Below are 19,912 nucleotides of genomic sequence, written 5' to 3'. Positions count from 1 at the left end.
AGCGGTGTGGGCCGTAGGTCGTCACGCGGGCGGTTGGCGGGTTGCGTGGTGATGTGGGGTGCGGTGTGGGCCGTAGGTCGTCACGCGGGCGGTTGGCGGGTTGCGTGGTGATGTGTGGTGCGGTGCGAGCCGCAGGTCACCACACCACAAGGTCGGGGTGGTGCCGGCACTGTTGCGGCGGATCCCGGCGTGGAGCGGTTCCGGGTCGGTTCCGGTTTGTTCGGCCGTGACGACCAGCCGGGGGTGACCGGGACGGCATGCATGACCCGCGTCTGCGGGGCGGCCGTGAGGGGATGCCTGCCGTGGCCGCCGCGAGGCACGGGACGTTGTGTGGCCCGTACCGGAGCATGGTGGGAGAGAACCGCCGCGGACCGGAAGCGGGCAGACCGCCGCAGCGGGGTCAGGCGGCCTGGGGGGTTATCGGGGTGGCCAGGACGGAGCGGTTGCGCCCGGCGGCCTTGGCGGCGTAGAGGGCCTGGTCGGCGGCGCGCAGCAGGGACTCCGGGTCCGGGGCGGGGTCGGCGGCGGCGCCGATGGAGACGGTGACGGAGATGAGGTTGCCGCCGAGGTCGACGGGGAGGCCGGCGATCTCGGTGCGGAGGCGTTCGGCGAGTGCGCGCAGGTCGGCGGGGCCGGTCTGCGGGGCGAGCAGGATGAACTCCTCGCCGCCGTAGCGGGCGACGACGGCGCCGGCGCGGGTGGCGGTGGCGAGGCGGCGGGCGACCTCGACGAGGACGCGGTCGCCGGCCGGGTGGCCGTAGCTGTCGTTGACCCGTTTGAAGTGGTCCACGTCGATCATGAGCAGGCCGACGTCGTGGCCGGTGCGGGCGGCGCGCCGGCATTCCAGGTCGAGGGCCTCGGTGAAGTGCCGCCGGGTGTGCAGGCCGGTCAGCGAGTCGGTGACCGCGGCCCGGCGCTGGGCCGCGACGAGACCGGCCATCCGGGCCATGACCAGTAGGAACATGACGGCGCAGGTGCCGCTGATCAGGGGGATGTCGAGCGGCCAGTCGAGCATCCAGACGACGACCTGAACGCCGGGAGCCATCAGCACGGCGACGGTGAGCACCCCCAGCCGGATCGGGGACGCGTCCGGCACGGCGGTGTTGCTGCGCTGGTCGAAGTGCTGGACGCCGGGGTGCAGCGCGGCGAGCCCGAGCAGCGCGAGCGAGATCATCCAGACGACGTCGAGGTAGGCCTCGGACACGGCCGCGCCGTCGATGATGCCCTGCACCAGGTAGACGGTGTCCACGCTGAGCATCGTGACGAGGCTGCCGAGCAGCAGGTAGAGGACCGGGCCGCGGGTGCCGGTGCCCATCGCGAGACGGACCGCGAGGATCAGGAGCATCAGATCCAGGACGGGGTACGCCGTCTGCGTGAGTTTCGCGCCCAACGGCAGTTCCGAGTCGCCGGTCAGCGGCTGGAGCAGGAAGACCCACACGATCAGGCCGGCGCTGACCGCGACGACGAGCGCGTCGATCATGCTGGGCAGGTCCCAGCCGGGGCTCCGCCGGCGGATGAACAGCAGCACGGCGGCCGCGATGAGCAGGTAGTAGGCGAAGTAGAGCAGGTCGGCCGGGGTCGGTTCGAGGTACTCCCCGGAGAGGAACTCGTCGGCCACGGTGACGGCGTCCGCGGCGGCGTAGACCACCTGGGCGACGACCAGCAGGATCCAGCCGGCCAGATGTGGGGGCCGGTGCCGGAGCGTGCCGATCAGGATCACGGCCGGGGTGGCGAAGCTGACGATCATGTAGGGCGCCACGGAGATCAGGTAATCGCCGCTCGTGGTGTCGAGGACCACCCGCAGGGCGATGCAGATCGCCAGCACACTCACCCAGGCGGTCCAGGTCCACCGATCTCGTCGCACCAGGTGAGCATCCCGGGGCAAGGTTGCCGTACGGGTGCGAATCGGGCCTCACCGGGTTCCAAAAGTCACCGGGTCCGCCCCGGGGCGGCGGGCGCGCAGATGTTCGGCGACCGACCAGGCCTGGAAGGGGCAGCCGGTGGCCCGGTGCGGCGGGTCCCCGTCGGCGGTCTCGGAGACGGAGCCGAGGCCGTGTTCGGACAGGTGGGCCTCGATGTCCTCGAGAACCGCCCGGGCGTCGACGCCGGCCCGGTGGCAGGCCGTCACCCAGGGGCCGGTGAGCCACGGCCAGACGGTCCCGGTGTGGTAGGCCCGGTCCCGTTCGGCGGGGCCGCCCCGGTGCCGGCCGGCGTACCCGAGTTCGCCGGGGGCGAGGCTCCGCGGCCCGAGTGGGGTGAGCAGCACCGCGCCCAGCCGGTCCAGTGCCGCGGGATCGGGACGGGCCGGGGCGTGCGGCAGGGACCAGGCGAGAAGCTGGTTGGGCCGCAGCACCGGATCGTCGCCGGGGCCGTCGACGACGTCGTGGAGCAGCCCGCCGGGGGCGGGGAAGCGGCGGGCGAAACCGGCCTGGGCCTGGGCGAGGGCGGCTTCGGCGGGGCCGGCCGGGATCCCGGTACGCGCGGACAGCTCCATGATCGTCGCCAGCCCGTTGATCCACAGCGCGTTCACCTCGACCGGCTTGCCCGCCCGGGCCGTCACCGGAGACCCGTCGACCCGCGCATCCATCCAGGTCAGCGCGATCCCGGGAATGGGACGCCCGGCAGCGGAGGGGGAGAAGGGCGCGGAGAGGTAGGGAGAGGCGGAAGGGCGCCCGGCAGCGGCGGGGGAGAGGGGCGCGGAGGGGGAGAGCAGGCCGGCGCGGAGCAGGCCGTCGGCCGGGTCGGTGCCGATGCCGTAGCGGGTGCCGGAGAGGTGGTGGGTGACGACGTCACGCAGGGCCGGCAGCAGCGCCGCCGCCAGGTCGTCGTCGCCGGTACGGGTCACGTGCCGGCCGACCGCGTGCAGGAACCACAGGGTGCCGTCGACGGTGTTGTACTCCACGTTCCCGGTGTCCGCGGTGTTGGCGAGCATCCCCTCGGACAGCCGGGCCGCGTACGCCCGGAGCAGTTCCCGCCCCTCCGCGGCCCGATCGGTGGCCAGGAACAACCCTTCGTACGAGATCATCGTGTCCCGCGACCACGCCCCGAACCACGGATATCCGGCGACCACGTCCGGCCCGCCGGCGGTGCGCGCCACGAACGCGTCGGCCGCCAGCGTGAGGGCGGCCTGGGTCTCGTCGGCGGGCGCGGCCGCCGCGACGACGGCCCGGTTGCGGGCCCGGGCGGCGGCCACGGCCGGCCCGGCCGGGGGCGGCGGCGCGTCGAGGTCGCCGGCCCAGGCCGACACTTCGGCGGTCTCCCCGGGCCGGTCGAGCGCGGTGTGGAAGCTCCCGGCGTACCACAGGTCCTCGGTCGAGGTGAGCCCGCGCTCGTCCTCCGTGCGGTGCCGGACCTGCCGGAACCAGTCGCCGCCCGGTGCGAAGCCCGGGCCGCTGAGCCGGTAGGCGCCCTCGATCACGCAGCCGTCCGCGGCCGGGGCGACCGCGGGCGACGGGCCCGCGGCGGTCCGTTCCCCGTGCACGTCCCGCCAGGTGCAGAGGGCTTCCAGACGGAGCCGGACCGGCCCGCCGGAGATCAGCCGGTGCACGACGGCGACGGCGGGCCGGCCGTGCACGGTCGCGATCTCCCGTTCGATCACGACGTCGCCGAGCCGCCACCGCCACCGGGGGATCCCGTCGATGAGCGCGAACTGGGCGAGCAGCCGGTGCCCGGCCGGGGCGATCGCGCCGTCGGCCCATTCGTGCACGCCGAGCCGCACGATCGCGCCGGAGGGGAGGGTGACCACCGGGTCGAGCGACGCCAGTCCCAGATGCCGGGACGCCGGGGTGTGATCCGCGACCACCAGGAGGCCGTGGTATCGACGGGTTCGCAAACCGCTCACGGTTCCCATGGCATAACCGCCGAGACCGTCGGGTACGAGCCATTCTCGTGCGGCGCCCTCAGCGAGGCGGGCGCAGACCTGAGGGCCGAACATGATCGGCCGGACCGTGGACATCAGGAACCCCTCGAACCACCCGCGCGTGACACATGTCCGTAACTGCCGAAGCTTATTCACGACGGTGCAGAAGTCTGCTTTTACGTCGCAGATAGGCCATGATCAAGGCGGGTCGTGAACAAGCTTCGGTCCCAGTGTGATCGACTCCGGGCTGAACCGCGGGTAGTGGGGGATATCGGGTTGTGGGGGTGAGAACGGACGTGTCGGAGCGGGTACGCCTGGCTCAGGCCGATTCCGGGGAGCAGCCGTGGCGGGCGTGGGGTCCCTACCTCGCCGAGCGCGCCTGGGGAACGGTCCGGGAGGACTACAGCGAGCACGGCACCGCCTGGGACTACTTCCCGCACGACCACGCGCGCTCGCGGGCGTACCGGTGGAACGAGGACGGCATGGCCGGCCTCTGCGACGACCGGCAGACGTTCGCCTTCGCCCTGGCGCTGTGGAACGGCAGGGATCCGATCCTGAAGGAGCGGATGTTCGGGCTCGGCGGCGACGGCGGCAACCACGGTGAGGACGCCAAGGAGTACTGGTGGTACCAGGACTCCACGCCCACCCACTCGTGGATGCGCTGGCGCTACCACTATCCGCAGGCCGAGTTCCCGTACGACCAGCTGGTCCGGGTGAACGGGCAGCGCTCCCGCAACGAGGGCGAGTACGAGCTCGTCGACACCGGCATCTTCGACCACGACCGGTTCTGGGCGGTGACCGTCGACTACGCCAAGGCGGGGCCGCACGACGTCTGCATCGCGATCACCGTCAGCAACCGCGGCCCGGATCCGGCGGTCCTGCACGTGCTGCCCACCCTGTGGTTCCGCAACACCTGGTCGTGGGGGTACCCGGGGCGGTACACCCCGACCATCACCGGTACGCCCGGCAAGCTCGCCGGCGAGCACAGGTCGCTGGGCCACATCACCCTGGAGGGGCAGGGCGCGCCGGTCGCGCTGATGTGCGACAACGAGACGAACGCGCAGCGCCTGTGGGGTCTGCCCGGCCGCAGCCCGTACCCGAAGGACGGCATCAACGACCATCTGATCCACCGCGCCCCGACGGTGAACCCGGCCGGGACCGGCACCAAGGGGGCGCTGCACTACCGGCTGTGGATGGGAGCGGGCGAGACCCGTACCCTCCGGTTGCGCCTGACCCGCAGTGAGGCCCCGCCGCCGCCCGCCGACCTGGGGGAGGGCTGGGCCGCGGTGATGCGCGACCGGCTGGCCGAGGCCGACGAGTTCTTCGGCGAGGTGCTGCCGGAGGCGGCGAGCGACGAGGAGAAGTCGGTCGCCCGGCAGGCCGTCGCCGGGCTGATGTGGGGCAAGCAGTTCTACCACTTCGACGTGAAGCAGTGGCTGGTCGGCGACCCGGGGAACGCGCCGCCGCCGCCGGGCCGACGCTACGGGCGCAACAACGGCTGGTGGCACATGAACAGCTTCGACGTCATCAGCATGCCCGACCCGTGGGAGTACCCCTGGTACGCCGCGTGGGATCTGGCGTTCCACTGCGTCAGCATCGCGCGCGTCGACCCCGGCTTCGCGAAGTCGCAGCTCCTGCTGCTGCTGCGGGAGTGGTACATGCACCCCAACGGGCAGATCCCGGCGTACGAGTGGTCGTTCTCCGACGTGAACCCGCCGGTGCACGCCTGGGCGGCGCTGCAGGTGTTCCGCATCGACGGCGGCCGCGACTTCGACTTCCTGTCCCGGGTGATGCACAAACTGCTGCTGAACTTCACCTGGTGGGTGAACCGCAAGGACGTCGGCGGCAACAACGTGTTCGAGGGCGGCTTCCTCGGGCTGGACAACGTCGGCCCGTTCGACAGGTCGGCGGCGCTGCCGGTCGCCGGTGTCCTCGAGCAGTCCGACGGCACCGGCTGGATGGCCATGTACGCGCTCAACCTGCTCGACATGGCGATCATCCTGGCCCTGCACGACGCCGCCTACGAGGACATGGCCACCAAGTTCTTCGAGCACTTCACGTACATCGCGGAGGCGGCGTACCGGCAGGGGCTGTGGGACGAGGAGGACAGCTTCTTCTACGACGTGCTGCGCCTGCCGGACGGGCACAAGGTGCCGCTCAAGGTCCGGTCCATCGTCGGCCTGCTGCCGCTGGCGGCCACCACCCGGCTCACCTCGAAGACCCTCAACCGGCTGCCGGAGATCAACGCGCGGGTCCGCTGGATGCTGCACCACCAGGGCGACTTCGGCGACATGATCAGCCCGCGGCGCCTGGGCGGCGCCGACCGGCGCCAGCAGCGCCTGCTCAGCATGGTCGGCCAGGATCAGCTGCTGCGGATTCTGGCCCGGTTGCTCGACCCGGAGGAGTTCCTTTCCGAGTACGGGCTGCGCACCCTCTCCCGGGCCCACCTGGAGAAGCCGTTCACCGTCTCGCTGGGCGGCTCCGACTTCACCGTCGGTTACGAGCCGGCCGAGAGCACCAGCGGCCTGTTCGGCGGCAACTCCAACTGGCGCGGCCCGATCTGGATGCCGGTCAACTACCTGCTGGTCCAGGCGTTGCGGGAGTTCGCCGAGTTCTACGGCGAGGACCTGAAAGCCGAATATCCGACCGGGTCACAGCGCAAGATCGGTCTGGGGGAGATCGCTGACGACCTGTCCCGCCGTCTGATCAGCATGTTCGTGCCGGACGCGGAGGGGAGGCGGCCCATCTACGGCGCGACCGACCTGTTCCAGAAGCACCCGGACTGGAAGGACCTGGTCGCGTTCCCGGAATACTTCCACGGGGACAACGGGGCCGGGCTCGGCGCGTGGCATCAGACCGGCTGGAGCGCCCTCGTGCTGGACCTGATCTTCAACCTACACGGCCCGCACCAGTCGTGACCGGAGCCCCGGACGGAGTGTGATCGACGCCTGTCGCTAAAGTGCCTCCTTTGTGCCCGGCGCCCCCAGGCCGGGCCCGGAACGGGGAGGGCAACGTGAACAGGCGAACCATGCTGCGAGGCGGCGCGTCCTTGATGCTGGCGGCGACGCTCGCGCTGGCCGGATGCGGTTCCAGTGACAACGGTGGTGGCGGTGGTGGGCTGCTCGGCGGCGACAAGAAGGACGCCTCCGTCGCGCTGACCGAGGCCACGACGAAGATGCAGGAGACGTCCTACAAGACCAAGATGGACCTGGGCGGGCTCGGCACCATGACCGGTGTCAGCGACGGCAAGAAGAAGGTCCACGAGTTCGTCATGGACGTCACCACGCAGGGTCAGACGGTGAACACGACCATGCGCATCATCGACGGCGTGACCTACATGAAGATGAAGATGGACGGCGCGAGCACGCTGCCCGGCTTCGACGGCAAGACCTGGCGGAAGATCGAGGGCGGCGGCCCCGGTTCGCTCGGCGGCTTCGACGCCTCGCAGATGACGAAGAGCCTGCAGTCGGCGGTCGACGCCAAGTGGGAGGGCGACGTCATCAAGGGCACCATCGACATGTCGAAGTCCGCGGAGTCCCTCGGGCTCGGCGGCCAGGCGGCCGCCCAGGTCGCCGGCAAGTCGGTGCCGTTCGAGGCCAAGCTCGACGGCGAGGGCCGCCTGACCAACTACAAGCTCGACATGTCCTCGCTCGGCGCGGCCGGTGGGGCCTCGAAGTACGACATCACCTACTCCGACTACGGCACCCCGGTCGACGTGCAGGTGCCGCCGGCGTCGGAGATCGCCAAGTCCTGAACCCGGCGGTGACACGACTCGTGCCCGGCTCCGTGAGGGGCCGGGCACGATGGTTCTCACGGCTCAGCGGGCGTGGTTTCGCACGGCTCAGCGGGCGTGGGAGACGATCTCCTCGGCCACGTGCCGAAGCTGCATGTGGTCAGGATGGAATCCGGCGGCGATGTCGGGGTGCAGGCCTTCCTTGGCCTGCTCCAGGAGCATGCTGGTGACCTGGTCGACGCTCTCTCCGGCGTACCGCTGCCTGATCTTGACGGTGGCGGCCTGGAGGGCGGAGCTGAGCTGGTCCTCCAGCGGGCCGCGCAGCTTCTCCTCCACCGGGTTGAGCGATCGCGGGTCGAGTGTGACGTGCGGCTCGGACAAGGGTTCCCTCCGGAGGTGATCGGTGCCAGCCCGATACCCGTACCTCGGCCGACGGTAAACCCCTCAGGAGCCGTCGCGCCCCTGTTTCACCTCCAAGTAGTAGTTCTGCCACTTCACAGGAATGACCTGTACGGTGAGATCCCGGAACCACTCGACCGCCCCCGGACGATCATCGATACCGCCCTGTGACGGGAGTGATTCATGGAATCAGCCGAGCTCACCACGCCCCGTGGCAGCACCTATGCGGAGCTGTCCCGGTTGATCAAGAAAGCCGGTCTGCTCGACCGCCGCCCCGCCTATTACGCCGTTCACGCCGGCCTGCTCGGCGCCGCCTGCGTGGCGGGCATCGCGGCCCTGGTCCTGATCGGCGACTCCTGGTGGGCGCTCCTGGTGGCGGTCGTGTTCGCGGTCCTCTCCACGCAGCTCGGCTTCCTCGGCCACGACGCCGGGCACCGGCAGATCCTCGCCTCCGGCCCGGCCAACCGGACACTCGGCACGCTGCTCGCCAACTTCGGTGTCGCGTTCAGTTACGAGTGGTGGGTCGACAAGCACAACCGGCACCACGCGCACCCCAACGACGAGGAGAAGGACCCGGACGTCGGCGTCGCCGGTCCGCTCGCCTTCACCGCCGGGCAGGTGCGCCGGGCCGGCCCGGTCGCCCGGTTCTTCCACCGCATCCAGGCCTGGCTGTTCTTCCCGGTGCTGCTGCTGGAGGCCCTCAACCTGCGGTATTCCAGCGTGCGGTTCCTGCTCGCCCAGCGCAGCCGGCGCGGATACCAGGAGCTGTTCGGGATCGCGGTGCATCTGACGGCGTACGTCGTCCTGGTCTTCGTGGTGTTGTCGCCGCTCAAGGCGGTCGTCTTCATCCTCGTGCACCAGGGGCTCTTCGGGATCTATCTGGGCTGCGCGTTCGCGCCCAACCACAAGGGCATGCCCGAGCTGAGCCGGGACGAGGCGGCGGACTTCCTGCTCCGGCAGGTGCTCACCTCCCGCAACGTGCGCGGGCACTGGGCCACCGACATCCTGCTCGGCGGGCTCAACTACCAGATCGAGCACCACCTGTTCCCGTCGATGCCCCGGCCCAGCCTGCGACGGGCCCAGCCGATCGTCCAGGCGTACTGCCAGGAGAAGGGCATCTCCTATCTGGAGACGGGACTCGTCGAGTCGTACGCCCAGGCCCTGCGCCATCTCGACGACGTCGGTCACGCCGCCTAGCGCGGAGCTCTCGCGGGTGCGGGGTTCGGCCGTCAGCCGCGCCCTGACGTCACACACACCGGAAGTGGGTCGGTGGTCCAAGGAGAGGCTCTCGATCTCCCTGGACCACCGACACTGTCTCGCTACCCGGTAATCGCGGGACTAATCACGCCGGACAACAACGGCGGAAGAAGCTCCCGCAGAATGTCGACGCCGTCCCGGCTCAGCACCGACTCGGGATGGAACTGGACCCCCGCGAAGAAGTCGCCGCGCAGCGCGTGCACGGTGTCGTCGGCCGGGTCGACGGCCAGCTCGACCGGGCCGTGATCGGTGATCACCGTGGAGACCGCGGAGACCGCCGAGAAGCTGGAGTAGAAACCGACCCGGCGGACCGAGCCGAACAGGTCGATGTCGCGGGCCAGGCCCTGATAGGGCGCGTCCCGCCGGGCCAGCTCCAGGCCGAGCAGCGACGACAGGACCTGCTGGCCGAGGCAGACCGCGAAGAGCGGACGCCGGGCGTCCAGCAGCGAGCCGGTCAGCCGGTGCAGGGCGGCCATCTTCGGATCCGACAGGTCGGCCGGGTCGCCGGGGCCGGGACCCAGCACGACCAGGTCGGCCTCCGGGAAGGAGACGCTGTCCCACGGGCGGCTGGTGACCGTGAGGCCGAGAGCCTTGAGCTGGTGGGCCAGCATCGCGGTGAACGTGTCCTCGGCGTCGACGATCAGCACACTGCGGCCGTCCAGGGCGGGGACGATCATCGAGTCCGGTTCCCGGGAGTCGATCCAGAACCGGGCCAGGTCGTCGTTGCGGGCGGCCAGCATCGCCTGGACCTCGGGGGTGACGGCGGTTTCGCGTACCACCGAGGGGCGGGCCGGAACCGCGCCCAGCGCGGACAGCACGCCGGCGGCCTTCGTGTGGGTCTCGGCCACCTCGCCCGCCGCCGTGGAATGCCGCACCAGCGTCGCGCCGACCGGAACCCGCAGCATGCCGTCCGGCGTGATCTCCGCGGTGCGGATCAGGATCGGCGCGTCCAGGGTCTGGCGGCCGTCGTCGTCGTGGTCGAGCAGGGCCAGGACCCCGGCGTAGTAGCGGCGGCCGCGGCGCTCGTGGCGGGCGATCACCCGGCACGCGTTCTCGATCGGGCTGCCGGTCACCGTCGGCGCGAACATGGTCTCCCGCAGCACCTCGCGGACGTCCAGCGACCCCCGGCCGGCCAGCAGGTACTCCGTGTGGGTGAGGTGCGCCATCTCCTTCAGGTACGGACCGGCGACCTGCCCGCCCTGCTCGGCCACCGTGGCCATCATCTTCAGTTCCTCGTCGAGGACCATGTACAGCTCCTCGATCTCCTTCGGGTCGCGCAGGAAGTCGGTCAGCTCCCCGGAGTCGTGCCGGAACGTGCCGCTGATCGGGTTCATCATGGTGATCCCGTCCTGGACGCTGACGTGCCGCTCCGGCGTCGCCCCGACCAGGATCCGGTTGCCGGTGTCGACCAGGAACGTCCAGTAGGTGCCCTGCTCCCCGGCGAGCAACCGGCCGAACGCGGCCCGCGCCGCCGCCAGCGGGTCACCCTCCACCGACGCCTCGTAGACCCGGTGGATCACGAAGTTGGCGCCCGCCCCGTGACCGATCTCGTCGCGGAGCACGTCCTCCACGATCCGGCCGTACTCGTCGTCGGAGAGGTCGAAACCGCCGTCACGCAGGGTCAGCGCGTGCGGCGGGAAGGCGTCCAGGGGTTCATGAGAGATGGAACGGACCAGCAGGCATTCGAGCGGGGCGTCGTCGTCGACGCACTCGAAACCACGTTCGGTGATCTGCCGGTAGGGGATCACGGCGAGCACGGGCGTGCCGGGCCGCAACGGGATGTCGGCGAGGGTGGGAACGGTGACGACGTCTCCGGTCAGCACCTCGACGTGGTCGGCTCCGTCGCGGTGCAGCAGGGCGAAGGGCATGGGCTCCTCTTTCACGAGGGCCGCCGCCGAGACCGGCCGGAAACGAACGACGGCCGCCTCGGGGGAGGCGGCCGCGGGTGGTCACGCGCGGAAACAGCCGCCTTTCAGGCGGGCCACCACTTGGTCAACTGTGCGCGCATGCCAGGAAGCCTACGGTGATCCCGTTTCCGGGCCAACCCCTATCGGCCGGTACGGGTACCGCGCCTTCACGCCGTCCCGTTCCGCCGTTCCGTTCCGTTGCGCCGGGTCGCTTCGTTGCGCCGGGCCGCTTCGTTCAGGCGGCGAACGCCGAACGGACCGCGCTGCGGGCCCAGATCATCCGGCCGATCGCGCAGTCCGGGTGCTCGCCGAACTCCTGGGCGACCCGCTCGGCGCAGCCCGTCGCCCCCAGGCGGTCCACCATCGAGGTGACCGCGGTCCGGATCAGCTCCGCCGTCGGGTGCTCGGAGCGTTGCACGTCCGAGGCGAAGAGGGCTTCGCTGCGTACGTCGTCGATCAGTGCGTTCATCGGATCCTCCCGGCCCTTTTCGTTGCGCAATGGGTGTCTGGTCTCCAGAACACCGCCTGCTTGCTGCAACCGGGGCTCAGCCGGGTTGCGGACGGGTTGCGGACCACTTTCGGCGAGAGCCACCCGCGTGCCGCCCTCGCCGGGATATGGTCCGAACACCTAGTGCAACGGATCGGGGGAAGCCGCGTGACGACCGTCCTGGTGGCCGACGACGACGCCGACATCCGCGACCTGGTGGCCTTCAAGCTGGAGCAGGCCGGGCTGGAGGTGCTGGCGGTCGGCGACGGTCAGACCGCCGTCGAGACGGCACGGTCACGCCTGCCCACGCTGGCGGTGCTGGACGTGTCGATGCCGGGGCTCTCGGGCATCGACGTGTGCCGGGCGCTGCGGTCCGATCCCGCCACCGCCGGGATGCTGATCATCATGCTGACCGCGCGGGTGCAGGAGCAGGACGTCGAGGGCGGGTTCAGCGCGGGGGCCGACGACTACGTGACGAAGCCGTTCAGCCCCCGCGAGCTGGTCTCCCGCATTCAGGCGCTGCTGACCCGCGCCAGCGCCTGACCCGCGTCTTCAGCGTGCCGGGCTTTCTCAGCGTGCCGAGTAGCAGCGGCTCGACTCGACACGCTAGTTGGCGGCTTCGACCAGTTTGTCCAGGTCGCCGGCGTTCAGCGGGCTGCCGGGGAAGGTCGCCATCCGGCTCAGCGGCAGGCTGCCCAGCATCATCAGCATCTCCGGGTTGGCGGTCATCGCCGACATGATGCCCTCCGCCTCACCCGCCGCGGCCGCGAACGCCGCACCGAGCACCTCGGCGCCGCGCGGGTCGGCGAACCACTCGCCGACACTCGACTCGGCGGTCAGCGGCACCCGGGCCGGGTCGCCGGCCACGTGTACGGTCACCGTGGCCCGGATGTCCCGGGACGAGGAGCCGACCTGGAGGACGTACTCGCCGCCCTCGACGATCCACTGACCGAGCCGGGTGTCCCAGTAGGCGAGATCCTCGCGCTCGATCGTCAATCGCGCCTCGACCGTCTCCCCGGCCGCCACCGGCACGCTCGCGAACGCCTTCAGCTCCCGCGGCGCGCGGCGCACCCGTGAACCGGGCAGGCTCACGTACACCTGCACCACCTCACGGCCGTCCCGGGCGCCGGTGTTGGTGACCGGGACGCGCACCTCGACGCCGCCCTCGGCCGCCGACGCGCGGGCCGTGCCGTACCGGAACGTGGTGTAGGACAGGCCGAAACCGAACGGGTACGCCACCTCCTGGCCGCGCGCGTCGAAGCCGCGGTAGCCGACGTGCAGGCCCTCGCCGTACCGGACGTGGCCGTGCTCGCCGGGGAAGTCCAGGTAGGAGGGATGGTCGGCGAGCTTCACCGGGATCGTCTCGGCGAGCCGCCCGGACGGGTTGACCCGGCCGAACAGCACGTCGGCGATCGCGCTGCCGCCGGCCTGCCCCAGCAGCCAGCCCTCGATGAGCGCCGGCACCTTCTCGTCCCACGGCCTGGTCGCGATCACCGCGCCGTTGGAGAGCACCACCGTGGTCATCGGGTTGACCGCGGCGACCCGCTCGATCAGCGCGAGCTGTGCCGCCGGCAGATCGATCGAGTCACGGTCGGCGCCCTCGGTCTCGTGCACACTGCCCACGAACACGATCGCCGCGTCCGACGAACGGGCGATCTCCACCGCCTCGGCCAGCAGCGCCTCGTCGGTCTCCCCGTCGACGGTGTAGCCCGGCGCGAACCGGACCGGGCCGGAGGAGAGCGCGGTGATCTCGGTGAGCGCGTCGTCGAGTCTCGTCGGGGTGATCTGCGAGCTGCCGCCGCCCTGGTGACGCGGGGTGCGGGCGAACTCCCCGAACACGCCGACGGTGATGCCCTCGGTCGGCAGGGGCAGCAGGTCGTCGTCGTTCTTGAGCAGGACGATCGCCCTTGCGGCGATCTCCCGGGCGAGCGCGTGGTGCGCGTCCGCGTCATAGTCTCCGGCCGGCCGTTCCCCGGCTTTCCGGATCATCCGCTGTACGCGTTCCGCGCTCGTCCGCAGCGTCTCGGCCGCGAGCCGTCCCTTCTCCACGGCGTCCACGAGGGCCTGGTCGCCTGCCGCGTCCGGCCCCGGCATGGTCAGGTCGAGGCCCGCGGCGAGGGCCTCGACCCGGTCCACGACCGCGCCCCAGTCGGAGACGACCAGGCCCTCGAAGCCCCATTCGCCACGGAGCACCTCGGTGAGCAGCCAGTGGTGCTCGCTGGCGTACACCCCGTTGATCTTGTTGTAGGCGCACATCACGGTCCACGGCTGCGCCTTCGTGACCACCTTGTGGAAGGCCCGCAGGTACATCTCCCGCAGCGTGCGCTCGTCGACGTCGGCGCTGATCCGCATCCGGTCGGTCTCCTGGCTGTTGACCGCGAAGTGCTTCAGCGACGCGCCGACGCCCTTGCTCTGCAGGCCGCGCACCCACGCGGTGGCCAGCAGGCCGGTCAGGAGCGGGTCCTCGGAGAAGTATTCGAAGTTGCGGCCGCCGAGCGGGCTCCGTTTGAGGTTGACGCCCGGCCCGAGCAGCACCGCCACCTCCTGGGCGCGGCATTCGTCGCCGAGCGCCTCGCCCATCCGGCGCAGCAGGTCCGGATCCCAGGTCGAGGCACTGGCCACGGCCGGCGGGAAGCACGTCGCGGGCACGCCGGTCAGCAGGTCGCCCTCGCCCGCCTGCATGCGCACCCCGTGCGGCCCGTCGGTCACGGTGACCGACGGGATGCCCGCGGACTCGACGCCCTCGGTGTGCCAGAAGTCCTTGCCGCTGGTGATCGCCGCTTGTTCCGAGGCGCTGAGTGCCATGGGGTGCCCGCCCTTACTGAGTACCTACTAGGTATTAACTGCTCCGTAACATAGCCAGGTCAGACGCGGTCCGGCAAGAGGCTGCTGGTAGGAAAGAGCTGTGCAGACCTCCCCGCCGTTCCGTCGCGACCGCGCTCGGCTACCGGCCGCCGAACGCCGCCGGCAGATCCTCGAGATGACCACGAAACTCATCGCCGAACGCGGCTTCTGGGGCCTGTCGATGCAGGACGTCGCCGACGGATGCGGCCTCACCGTGCCCGGCATGCTGCACCACGTCGGCTCCAAGGACAGCCTGCTCGTCGCCGTCCTGGAATACCGCGACGAGCAGGACGCCAGATCCCTCGCCGAGATGCTGGGCCGGCCCGTGCACCAGCTCTGGACCGACGGCCCCAGCCTGCCGGAGGTGTGCGCCGCGCTGGTCCGCCGCAACGCCGAACAGCCCGAGATCGTCCGCCTCTTCGCCGTCCTGGAAGCCGAGTCCCTCGCCCCCGGCCACCCCGCCCACGACTACTTCAAGGCCCGGCAGTCGCGCACCCTCGACGAGCTCAGCTCGCTGGCCGCCGACACCGTCGCCAACCCGCGCGAACTGGCCGCCCAGGTGATGGCCATGATGGACGGCCTGCAGATCCAATGGCTGCGCGACCCGCAGACGTACGACCTGGTGCGCTCCTGGGAAGCCGCCGCCACCCGCCTCTTCCCGTCCTGATCCTCCGCGGCTCGGCCGGAAGCGGCACTCCCGGGAGCCCGGCGACGGGACGCCGGGTCAGGCTTTCGGGTCCACGGCGCCGAGCCAGGCGCGGACCTGGGCACACTCGTCGTCGGTGAGGGCGATGGCGGCGGCGTCCGCACGGTTCAGGACGTTGTCGGCGAAGGCGGCGGCGATCTCGTCGGCGTCCGGGGCGGGCTGGCGGTAGAGCGGGGCGCCGCCGAAGGCGGTGCCGCGGGTGACGAAGGCGATCGCGGAGCGGCTCACGTCGACGCCCTCCTCGGCCAGCTTGTCGCGGGCCCACCGGGTCGCCTCGGTGAGGTTGAAGTGGTGCGAGGCGGCGTAGTCGGCGAGGGCGCGGTACACCGGCGGCCACATCTCGCGCGGCAGGCGCGGCAGGCCGAGCGGGGCGCTCAGGCGCATCACCGGCTCCGGGGCGGGGCCGGTCGTGCCGGGCGCCTCCGGTGGGCCGTGCCGGCTGTCGTCCCAGACGAAATGATTCGAGAACTTCACGTACGGCAGACGCAGGCTCTCCAGCGCCCGCACGAAACCCCCGAACCCGAACCAGTTCGACTCGTCGACGCCGTTGCCGAGCTGCCGGCGCAGGTCGTGGGCCAGCGATGCCAGGTTGAGCGGGCCCGGTGCGGCCGTGAAACGCCAGGTGACCAGGTCCCGGAACTGGTCGTAGGACGCCTCGGCGGCCGGCTCGCCGGACGGGACGACGACCTGATCCTCCTCGCTCTCCACCGGCTCGCCCTGAACCAGCTCGAGGAGCTCCTGGCTGACGATCAGCCGATCGGCGACCGAGGTGAACGCGAGCGCGGCGTCGGCGGGGGAGACGATCGTGGTCCGGCGGTCGGCTCTGCGGAGGCGTACCAGAAGCGGGGTCATGTCCGAGTCGCCGGAGGCGATGACGAACTCGTCGTACGTCACCTGGTCGGCGAGCGCGTCGACGGCGTCGAGGACCATCCGGATGTCGGCGGCGTTCTTGGTGTGGGTCAGCCGCGGGCAGTCGATCACCTCGAAGCCGGCGTTGACGAACGACGGCCGGAAGCGGGAGTAGTACAGCCGCTGCTGGCCGCTCGACGGATCCGGATGCGGGACCCAGCCGCCCGGATTCATGTAGCACCGCAGGATCAGCCACCGCCGGGGGCCGTCGACGGTCAGCGAGGTGGTGAGCCGGGACAGCCAGGCGCCCGGTTCCTCGGCGAACTGGATCGCGACATCGGGGTCCTGCCTGATGAGGGCACTGAACACGTTGTCGAAGTCCAGGAACAGTGCGGCGCGTACACGAGCCATGACCGAAACCTACCGTGCGTCGCACAGCGCGGGTGTCAGGCACACGCTGTTCGCCGTTTCACTGCTGGTGGTATCGCGGAAGAATCGGAGCCCTCGTTGCAGCTCGGCCAGGTCCTGAACGTGATGGAGACGCTGCTCACCGCCGCGGCGCATCCGGAGATCGAGGCGGTGGAACGCTTCGGCACGGACGCCGCGCCGGGCGGGCCGTCCCCGGCGGGAGTGCGGGTGCGGTACGTCGACGGTGCTCTCGCGTACCTCTGGGGTGGGGTCTGGACCTCCGAGTCCGACCTCCCGACACCGGAGAGCCTGCCGCCACCGGCCGGTCGCCGCCCGGATCGTCTCGCGGTGCTGGCGGTGTGGCTGCTCGACGCCGCCCGCCCGGCGGCGCTGCGATCGTGGCGGCTCGTCGGCCTGCCGAACCTCGGACCGACCGCCGAACGCGGCAAGGCGCCCCGCGGCGTCCGGATCGTCTGCGCCGACGGGACGTCGCTGCTGCTGCGGGTCACCGCGGCGGGCGGGCCGGAGCGCGCCCCCGCGGAGGAGCCCTTCCCGGACTGGCGGGTACCCGAGGGCCTCAGCGCAGGCTGAAGACCGGGCCGCGCGGGGTGAACGGCAGACGCGCGCCCCGCGGGATCAGGAAGGCGTGTGCGCGGCGGATCCGCAGCACGTCGCATTCACCGTCGGTGATCACCAGGACCGGACCGTCGGCGGGGAAGTCGTCCGCGCGTTCCAGCAGGTCGACGGCGCGCTGAAGGACGGTCCCACCGCGGCCGCGGACCCGGACCCGGCCGGCGATCTGATCGACCGGCAGGTACCCGGCGTCGTAGGCGGCGGCGTCGCAGAACACCACCCGCGCGGCGGGCACGTTCCGGGCGGTGGCGTACGACGCGATCGCTCCAAGCGCCTTGCCCATCACGGCCGGGCCCATCGAGCCGGACGTGTCCACCACCACGCCGAACGTCCCGCGCGGCACGGGCTCCCACGGAAGGTGGCGGCCGGGACGCGGGATGTCCGGAGTGGCGGCCTGCCGGCGGGAGGGCCGGGCGTACGACCGGACCGGCTCCGTCATCGGCACATGCTCGTCGAACCACCGCGCCAACCGCACGTCCCACGGCAGCGGCGGCTGCTCCAGCACCCGGATCTCGGCGACCAGCCCGGCCGGCAGGGTGCCCCGGCCGCTGCTCTGGTGGTAGGCGAACCCGGTCAGCAACGCCCGCCGGCAGTACTCGTCCAGGTCCACGCCACCGGCACGGCGGCCGGCCCACGGCAGCGGCTCGCCGAGCATGTCGCCGGCGCCCTGGCCGCGCAGGGTGGCCAGTTTCCGCATCCGGCGCAGGTCCCCGGCGATCCGGTCGTACACCTGCTCGGCCGAGCAGCCGGCGAACTCCGGGTCGTGGAGCACGCCGTCCGGCAGCACACCCACCCCCATCTCCACCAGCCAGCCGTTGATCACGAAATCACAGGCGACGTTCCAGAGGTACGGGTCCCGGGCCCCGCCCCGGTCGGCGTGCCGCAGCGCGACGTGCAGCAGCTCATGGGCCAGCACGAACCGCCACTCGTCCGTGCTCAGCGACCGCCACGGGTTCACGTAGATCTCGCCGGCCTCGGCCGACACCGCCGCGATCGACACGCCCCAGGCACGGGCCAGCGGGCCGTCGGCGATCAGGGCGAAACCGGCCGCCACCCCGCCGAGCAGCGGGTACGACCCGATGAACCAGCTCATCGCCAGGTCCCACGGCTGGCGTACCGTCTTCGCTCCGCCGACCGTCTGCCGCGCGCCGCCGGCCACCTCGACCCCGGCGACCGCCGCCGCGGACAGGCCGTGGGCGAACCGGTCCGGCCACCGCGGCTCGCGCCCGGCCTCGAACGTGATCGGCCTCAGCACCAGATCGGCCATGTCGACGAGACCCGGCGGCACGCCCTCACGGCGCCAGCGGGCGGCGAGGGCGGCCTCGTCCGCGCCGGGCAGCACCTCCGGAAGCGGATCAGGCTCGCGGCCCAGCTTCACCGCGCGCTGGAAACGGGACACCGCGACACAGGCCGCCGCACGGTACGCCGCATCGGGCGCCGCCTCCTCGAAGTGCCCGAACCCGAGGTGCAGCAGGCAGTGCGCCAGCACCCAGCGCCACTCCTCCTTGTCCAGCCGGCGGGCCGAGCCGGCCACGATCCGGCCGGCGGCGGTGACCCGGGCCAGACCCGGCATCGGACGTCCATCCATCTCGGCGGTCGCGTACGGCCGGGTCCAGTCGTGGCCGGTCAGCGGCTCGAACAGCGGATGCCCGGCCAGATCGGACCAGGCGTCCCGGAACGCCAGCGAGTTCGGGTCGGTGTCCTGGACGCGGACCACCATCTCAGGCCCGGGCCGCGACCAGGCGCGGCAGGTCACGGCTCACCTCGACGAGGAACCAGGCGGGCAGCGCCGGGTTGCCGTCGGCGTCCGGGGCGATCACCAGGCGGCCGCACTCCAGGGAGATCTCGGCCAGCTCGACGAGCATCGCCTTGGCGCGGTGGGCGAACTGGCGCAGACCCGCCGAGGCGTGGCTCTTGCCGGCCGGCAGATCCTTGATCAGGCGGGCCCGGAACGCCTCGGCCAGGAAGTAGAGCAGGTCACGGTCGCCGGGAGCGGACGGCCAGCCGGCGTCGCCGCGCACGATCGCGTCCAGCCCGTACCGATGCCGCACGATCTTGACGTAGCCGCCGAAGGCGGTCGCGTGCGCCGGGCCGAGCGTGCCCGCGGCGAGCAGGCCGAGCATCTCCTCACCGATGCCGTCACCGTAGGAGTGCAGCGCGTCGGAGAGCATGTGCCAGCTGCGCGGGGTGGAGAACGCCTCCTCCACCTTCGGCGGCGCCGACCACAGATGGTCCGGGCGCTCGGTGAGGTAACCGATGACCCAGTGGTGGATGCCGGTGCGCTCCGCCCACTCCCGCCAGTCCGCCCAGGACGCCCGCAGGTGCACGTGGATCAGCCGGTTGACCAGTGCGGACGCCATCGGCCGGGCGAGCGCGTTGTCGCTGGACCGGTTGCCGGCGCCGATCACGATGGACCCGGCGGGCAGCTCGTAGTCGCCGATCCGGCGGTCCAGGATCAGCGAGTAGAACGCCTTCTGCACGTCCGGGCCGGACGAGTTCAGCTCGTCCAGGAACAGGCAGTACGGCTCGTCGCGGGCGATCGACTCCGGTGGCGCGAACCGGCTCCGGCCGTCGCGCAACTCCGGCACCCCGATCAGGTCCTCGGCCGCCAGCTGGGTGCCGACCAGGGTCACGCACTCCAGCCCGAGGGACGCCGCGAAGTCCCGGACCAGGGAGCTCTTGCCGATGCCGGGCGCGCCCCACAGGAAGACCGGCCGCACGACCGCCACATGAAGCAGCAGGTCGGGCAGCTGGGCCGGGGTCACCGTGATCGCGGAATGCACGCCGGACAGTGTGGCCTGTCCGGCGATCGGCGGGCATCTCCTTTTAT

Annotated in this window: 15 protein-coding genes; 6 read left to right on the top strand and 9 right to left on the bottom strand. The window is 71.5% G+C overall.

The annotated features are described in order from the left end of the window. Nucleotides 1–400 precede the first annotated feature (400 nt). Both Aut01nite_RS17015 and Aut01nite_RS17010 read right to left on the bottom strand, forming a co-directional pair. A complete protein-coding gene (locus Aut01nite_RS17015; RefSeq protein WP_236642465.1) occupies nt 401–1,864 on the bottom strand; it encodes a GGDEF domain-containing protein in 1,464 nt (487 codons plus the stop codon). Between the two features lie 48 nt (nt 1,865–1,912). Then, complete coding sequence (locus Aut01nite_RS17010) at nt 1,913–3,955, bottom strand: amylo-alpha-1,6-glucosidase (protein WP_043521615.1); 2,043 nt, start codon at nt 3,953–3,955, stop codon at nt 1,913–1,915. 188 nt (nt 3,956–4,143) lie between these two features. Here Aut01nite_RS17010 and Aut01nite_RS17005 point away from each other — a divergent pair, with 188 nt between their 5' ends. Together Aut01nite_RS17005 and Aut01nite_RS17000 are read left to right on the top strand one after the other, a co-directional pair. After that, nucleotides 4,144–6,777, top strand: coding sequence for an MGH1-like glycoside hydrolase domain-containing protein (locus Aut01nite_RS17005; RefSeq protein WP_043521617.1), 2,634 nt, complete (start codon nt 4,144–4,146; stop codon nt 6,775–6,777). A gap of 95 nt (nt 6,778–6,872) precedes the next feature. Further along, nucleotides 6,873–7,613, top strand: coding sequence for a hypothetical protein (locus Aut01nite_RS17000; RefSeq protein ID WP_152628439.1), 741 nt, complete (start codon nt 6,873–6,875; stop codon nt 7,611–7,613). A gap of 87 nt (nt 7,614–7,700) precedes the next feature. Here the strand turns inward: Aut01nite_RS17000 and Aut01nite_RS16995 are convergent, their stop codons facing one another. Next, nucleotides 7,701–7,973, bottom strand: coding sequence for a hypothetical protein (locus Aut01nite_RS16995; RefSeq protein WP_043521619.1), 273 nt, complete (start codon nt 7,971–7,973; stop codon nt 7,701–7,703). Nucleotides 7,974–8,174: 201 nt separating this feature from the next. On the opposite strand from Aut01nite_RS16995, the gene Aut01nite_RS16990 reads away from it, so the two are divergent. Beyond that, complete coding sequence (locus Aut01nite_RS16990) at nt 8,175–9,188, top strand: fatty acid desaturase family protein (protein WP_043521620.1); 1,014 nt, start codon at nt 8,175–8,177, stop codon at nt 9,186–9,188. Nucleotides 9,189–9,310: 122 nt separating this feature from the next. Here the strand turns inward: Aut01nite_RS16990 and Aut01nite_RS16985 are convergent, their stop codons facing one another. Both Aut01nite_RS16985 and Aut01nite_RS16980 read right to left on the bottom strand, forming a co-directional pair. Beyond that, nucleotides 9,311–11,116, bottom strand: coding sequence for an anthranilate synthase family protein (locus Aut01nite_RS16985; protein WP_043521622.1), 1,806 nt, complete (start codon nt 11,114–11,116; stop codon nt 9,311–9,313). A gap of 274 nt (nt 11,117–11,390) precedes the next feature. Beyond that, on the bottom strand, nt 11,391–11,624 hold the full coding sequence (locus Aut01nite_RS16980; RefSeq protein WP_043521624.1) for a hypothetical protein: 234 nt from the start codon (nt 11,622–11,624) through the stop codon (nt 11,391–11,393). 186 nt (nt 11,625–11,810) lie between these two features. On the opposite strand from Aut01nite_RS16980, the gene Aut01nite_RS16975 reads away from it, so the two are divergent. After that, a complete protein-coding gene (locus Aut01nite_RS16975; RefSeq protein WP_043521625.1) occupies nt 11,811–12,185 on the top strand; it encodes a response regulator in 375 nt (124 codons plus the stop codon). A gap of 63 nt (nt 12,186–12,248) precedes the next feature. Here Aut01nite_RS16975 and Aut01nite_RS16970 read toward each other — a convergent pair whose 3' ends face one another. Then, nucleotides 12,249–14,447, bottom strand: a complete 2,199-nt coding sequence (locus Aut01nite_RS16970) for a glycoside hydrolase family 3 C-terminal domain-containing protein (protein WP_043521627.1) — start codon at nt 14,445–14,447, stop codon at nt 12,249–12,251. 100 nt (nt 14,448–14,547) lie between these two features. Between Aut01nite_RS16970 and Aut01nite_RS16965 the strand changes: the two genes are divergently transcribed. Then, the gene (locus Aut01nite_RS16965) at nt 14,548–15,153 is read left to right on the top strand and encodes a TetR/AcrR family transcriptional regulator (protein ID WP_043521629.1); all 606 of its coding nucleotides are present in this window, start codon (nt 14,548–14,550) and stop codon (nt 15,151–15,153) included. A 57-nt stretch (nt 15,154–15,210) separates the two neighbouring features. Here Aut01nite_RS16965 and Aut01nite_RS16960 read toward each other — a convergent pair whose 3' ends face one another. Further along, nucleotides 15,211–16,452: an NYN domain-containing protein gene (locus Aut01nite_RS16960; protein ID WP_043521630.1), complete on the bottom strand. Its 1,242-nt coding sequence runs from the start codon at nt 16,450–16,452 to the stop codon at nt 15,211–15,213. Between the two features lie 96 nt (nt 16,453–16,548). Here Aut01nite_RS16960 and Aut01nite_RS16955 point away from each other — a divergent pair, with 96 nt between their 5' ends. Then, a complete protein-coding gene (locus Aut01nite_RS16955; RefSeq protein WP_043521631.1) occupies nt 16,549–17,040 on the top strand; it encodes a hypothetical protein in 492 nt (163 codons plus the stop codon). Here the strand turns inward: Aut01nite_RS16955 and Aut01nite_RS16950 are convergent. Both Aut01nite_RS16950 and Aut01nite_RS16945 read right to left on the bottom strand, forming a co-directional pair. Continuing rightward, on the bottom strand, nt 17,027–18,838 hold the full coding sequence (locus tag Aut01nite_RS16950; RefSeq protein WP_412768203.1) for a vWA domain-containing protein: 1,812 nt from the start codon (nt 18,836–18,838) through the stop codon (nt 17,027–17,029). The genes Aut01nite_RS16955 and Aut01nite_RS16950 overlap by 14 nt on opposite strands. Further along, complete coding sequence (locus tag Aut01nite_RS16945; RefSeq protein WP_201775417.1) at nt 18,804–19,847, bottom strand: ATP-binding protein; 1,044 nt, start codon at nt 19,845–19,847, stop codon at nt 18,804–18,806. Before Aut01nite_RS16945 ends, Aut01nite_RS16950 begins: the two co-directional genes overlap by 35 nt. Nucleotides 19,848–19,912: the final 65 nt, after the last annotated feature.

The organism is Actinoplanes utahensis, assembly GCF_016862455.1.
GTDB classification, from domain to species: Bacteria; Actinomycetota; Actinomycetes; order Mycobacteriales; family Micromonosporaceae; genus Actinoplanes; species Actinoplanes utahensis.
The sequence above is the reverse complement of the archived record's forward strand: the minus strand, read 5'-3'. Positions and strand labels throughout refer to the sequence as shown.

Coding starts and splice junctions, on each gene's coding strand:
- Aut01nite_RS17010 (WP_043521615.1), bottom strand. CDS start 3,955: ATGTCCACGGTCCGGCCGATCATGTTCGGCCCTCAGGTCTGCGCCCGC.
- Aut01nite_RS16990 (WP_043521620.1), top strand. CDS start 8,175: ATGGAATCAGCCGAGCTCACCACGCCCCGTGGCAGCACCTATGCGGAG.
- Aut01nite_RS16985 (WP_043521622.1), bottom strand. CDS start 11,116: ATGCCCTTCGCCCTGCTGCACCGCGACGGAGCCGACCACGTCGAGGTG.
- Aut01nite_RS16980 (WP_043521624.1), bottom strand. CDS start 11,624: ATGAACGCACTGATCGACGACGTACGCAGCGAAGCCCTCTTCGCCTCG.
- Aut01nite_RS16970 (WP_043521627.1), bottom strand. CDS start 14,447: ATGGCACTCAGCGCCTCGGAACAAGCGGCGATCACCAGCGGCAAGGAC.
- Aut01nite_RS16960 (WP_043521630.1), bottom strand. CDS start 16,452: ATGGCTCGTGTACGCGCCGCACTGTTCCTGGACTTCGACAACGTGTTC.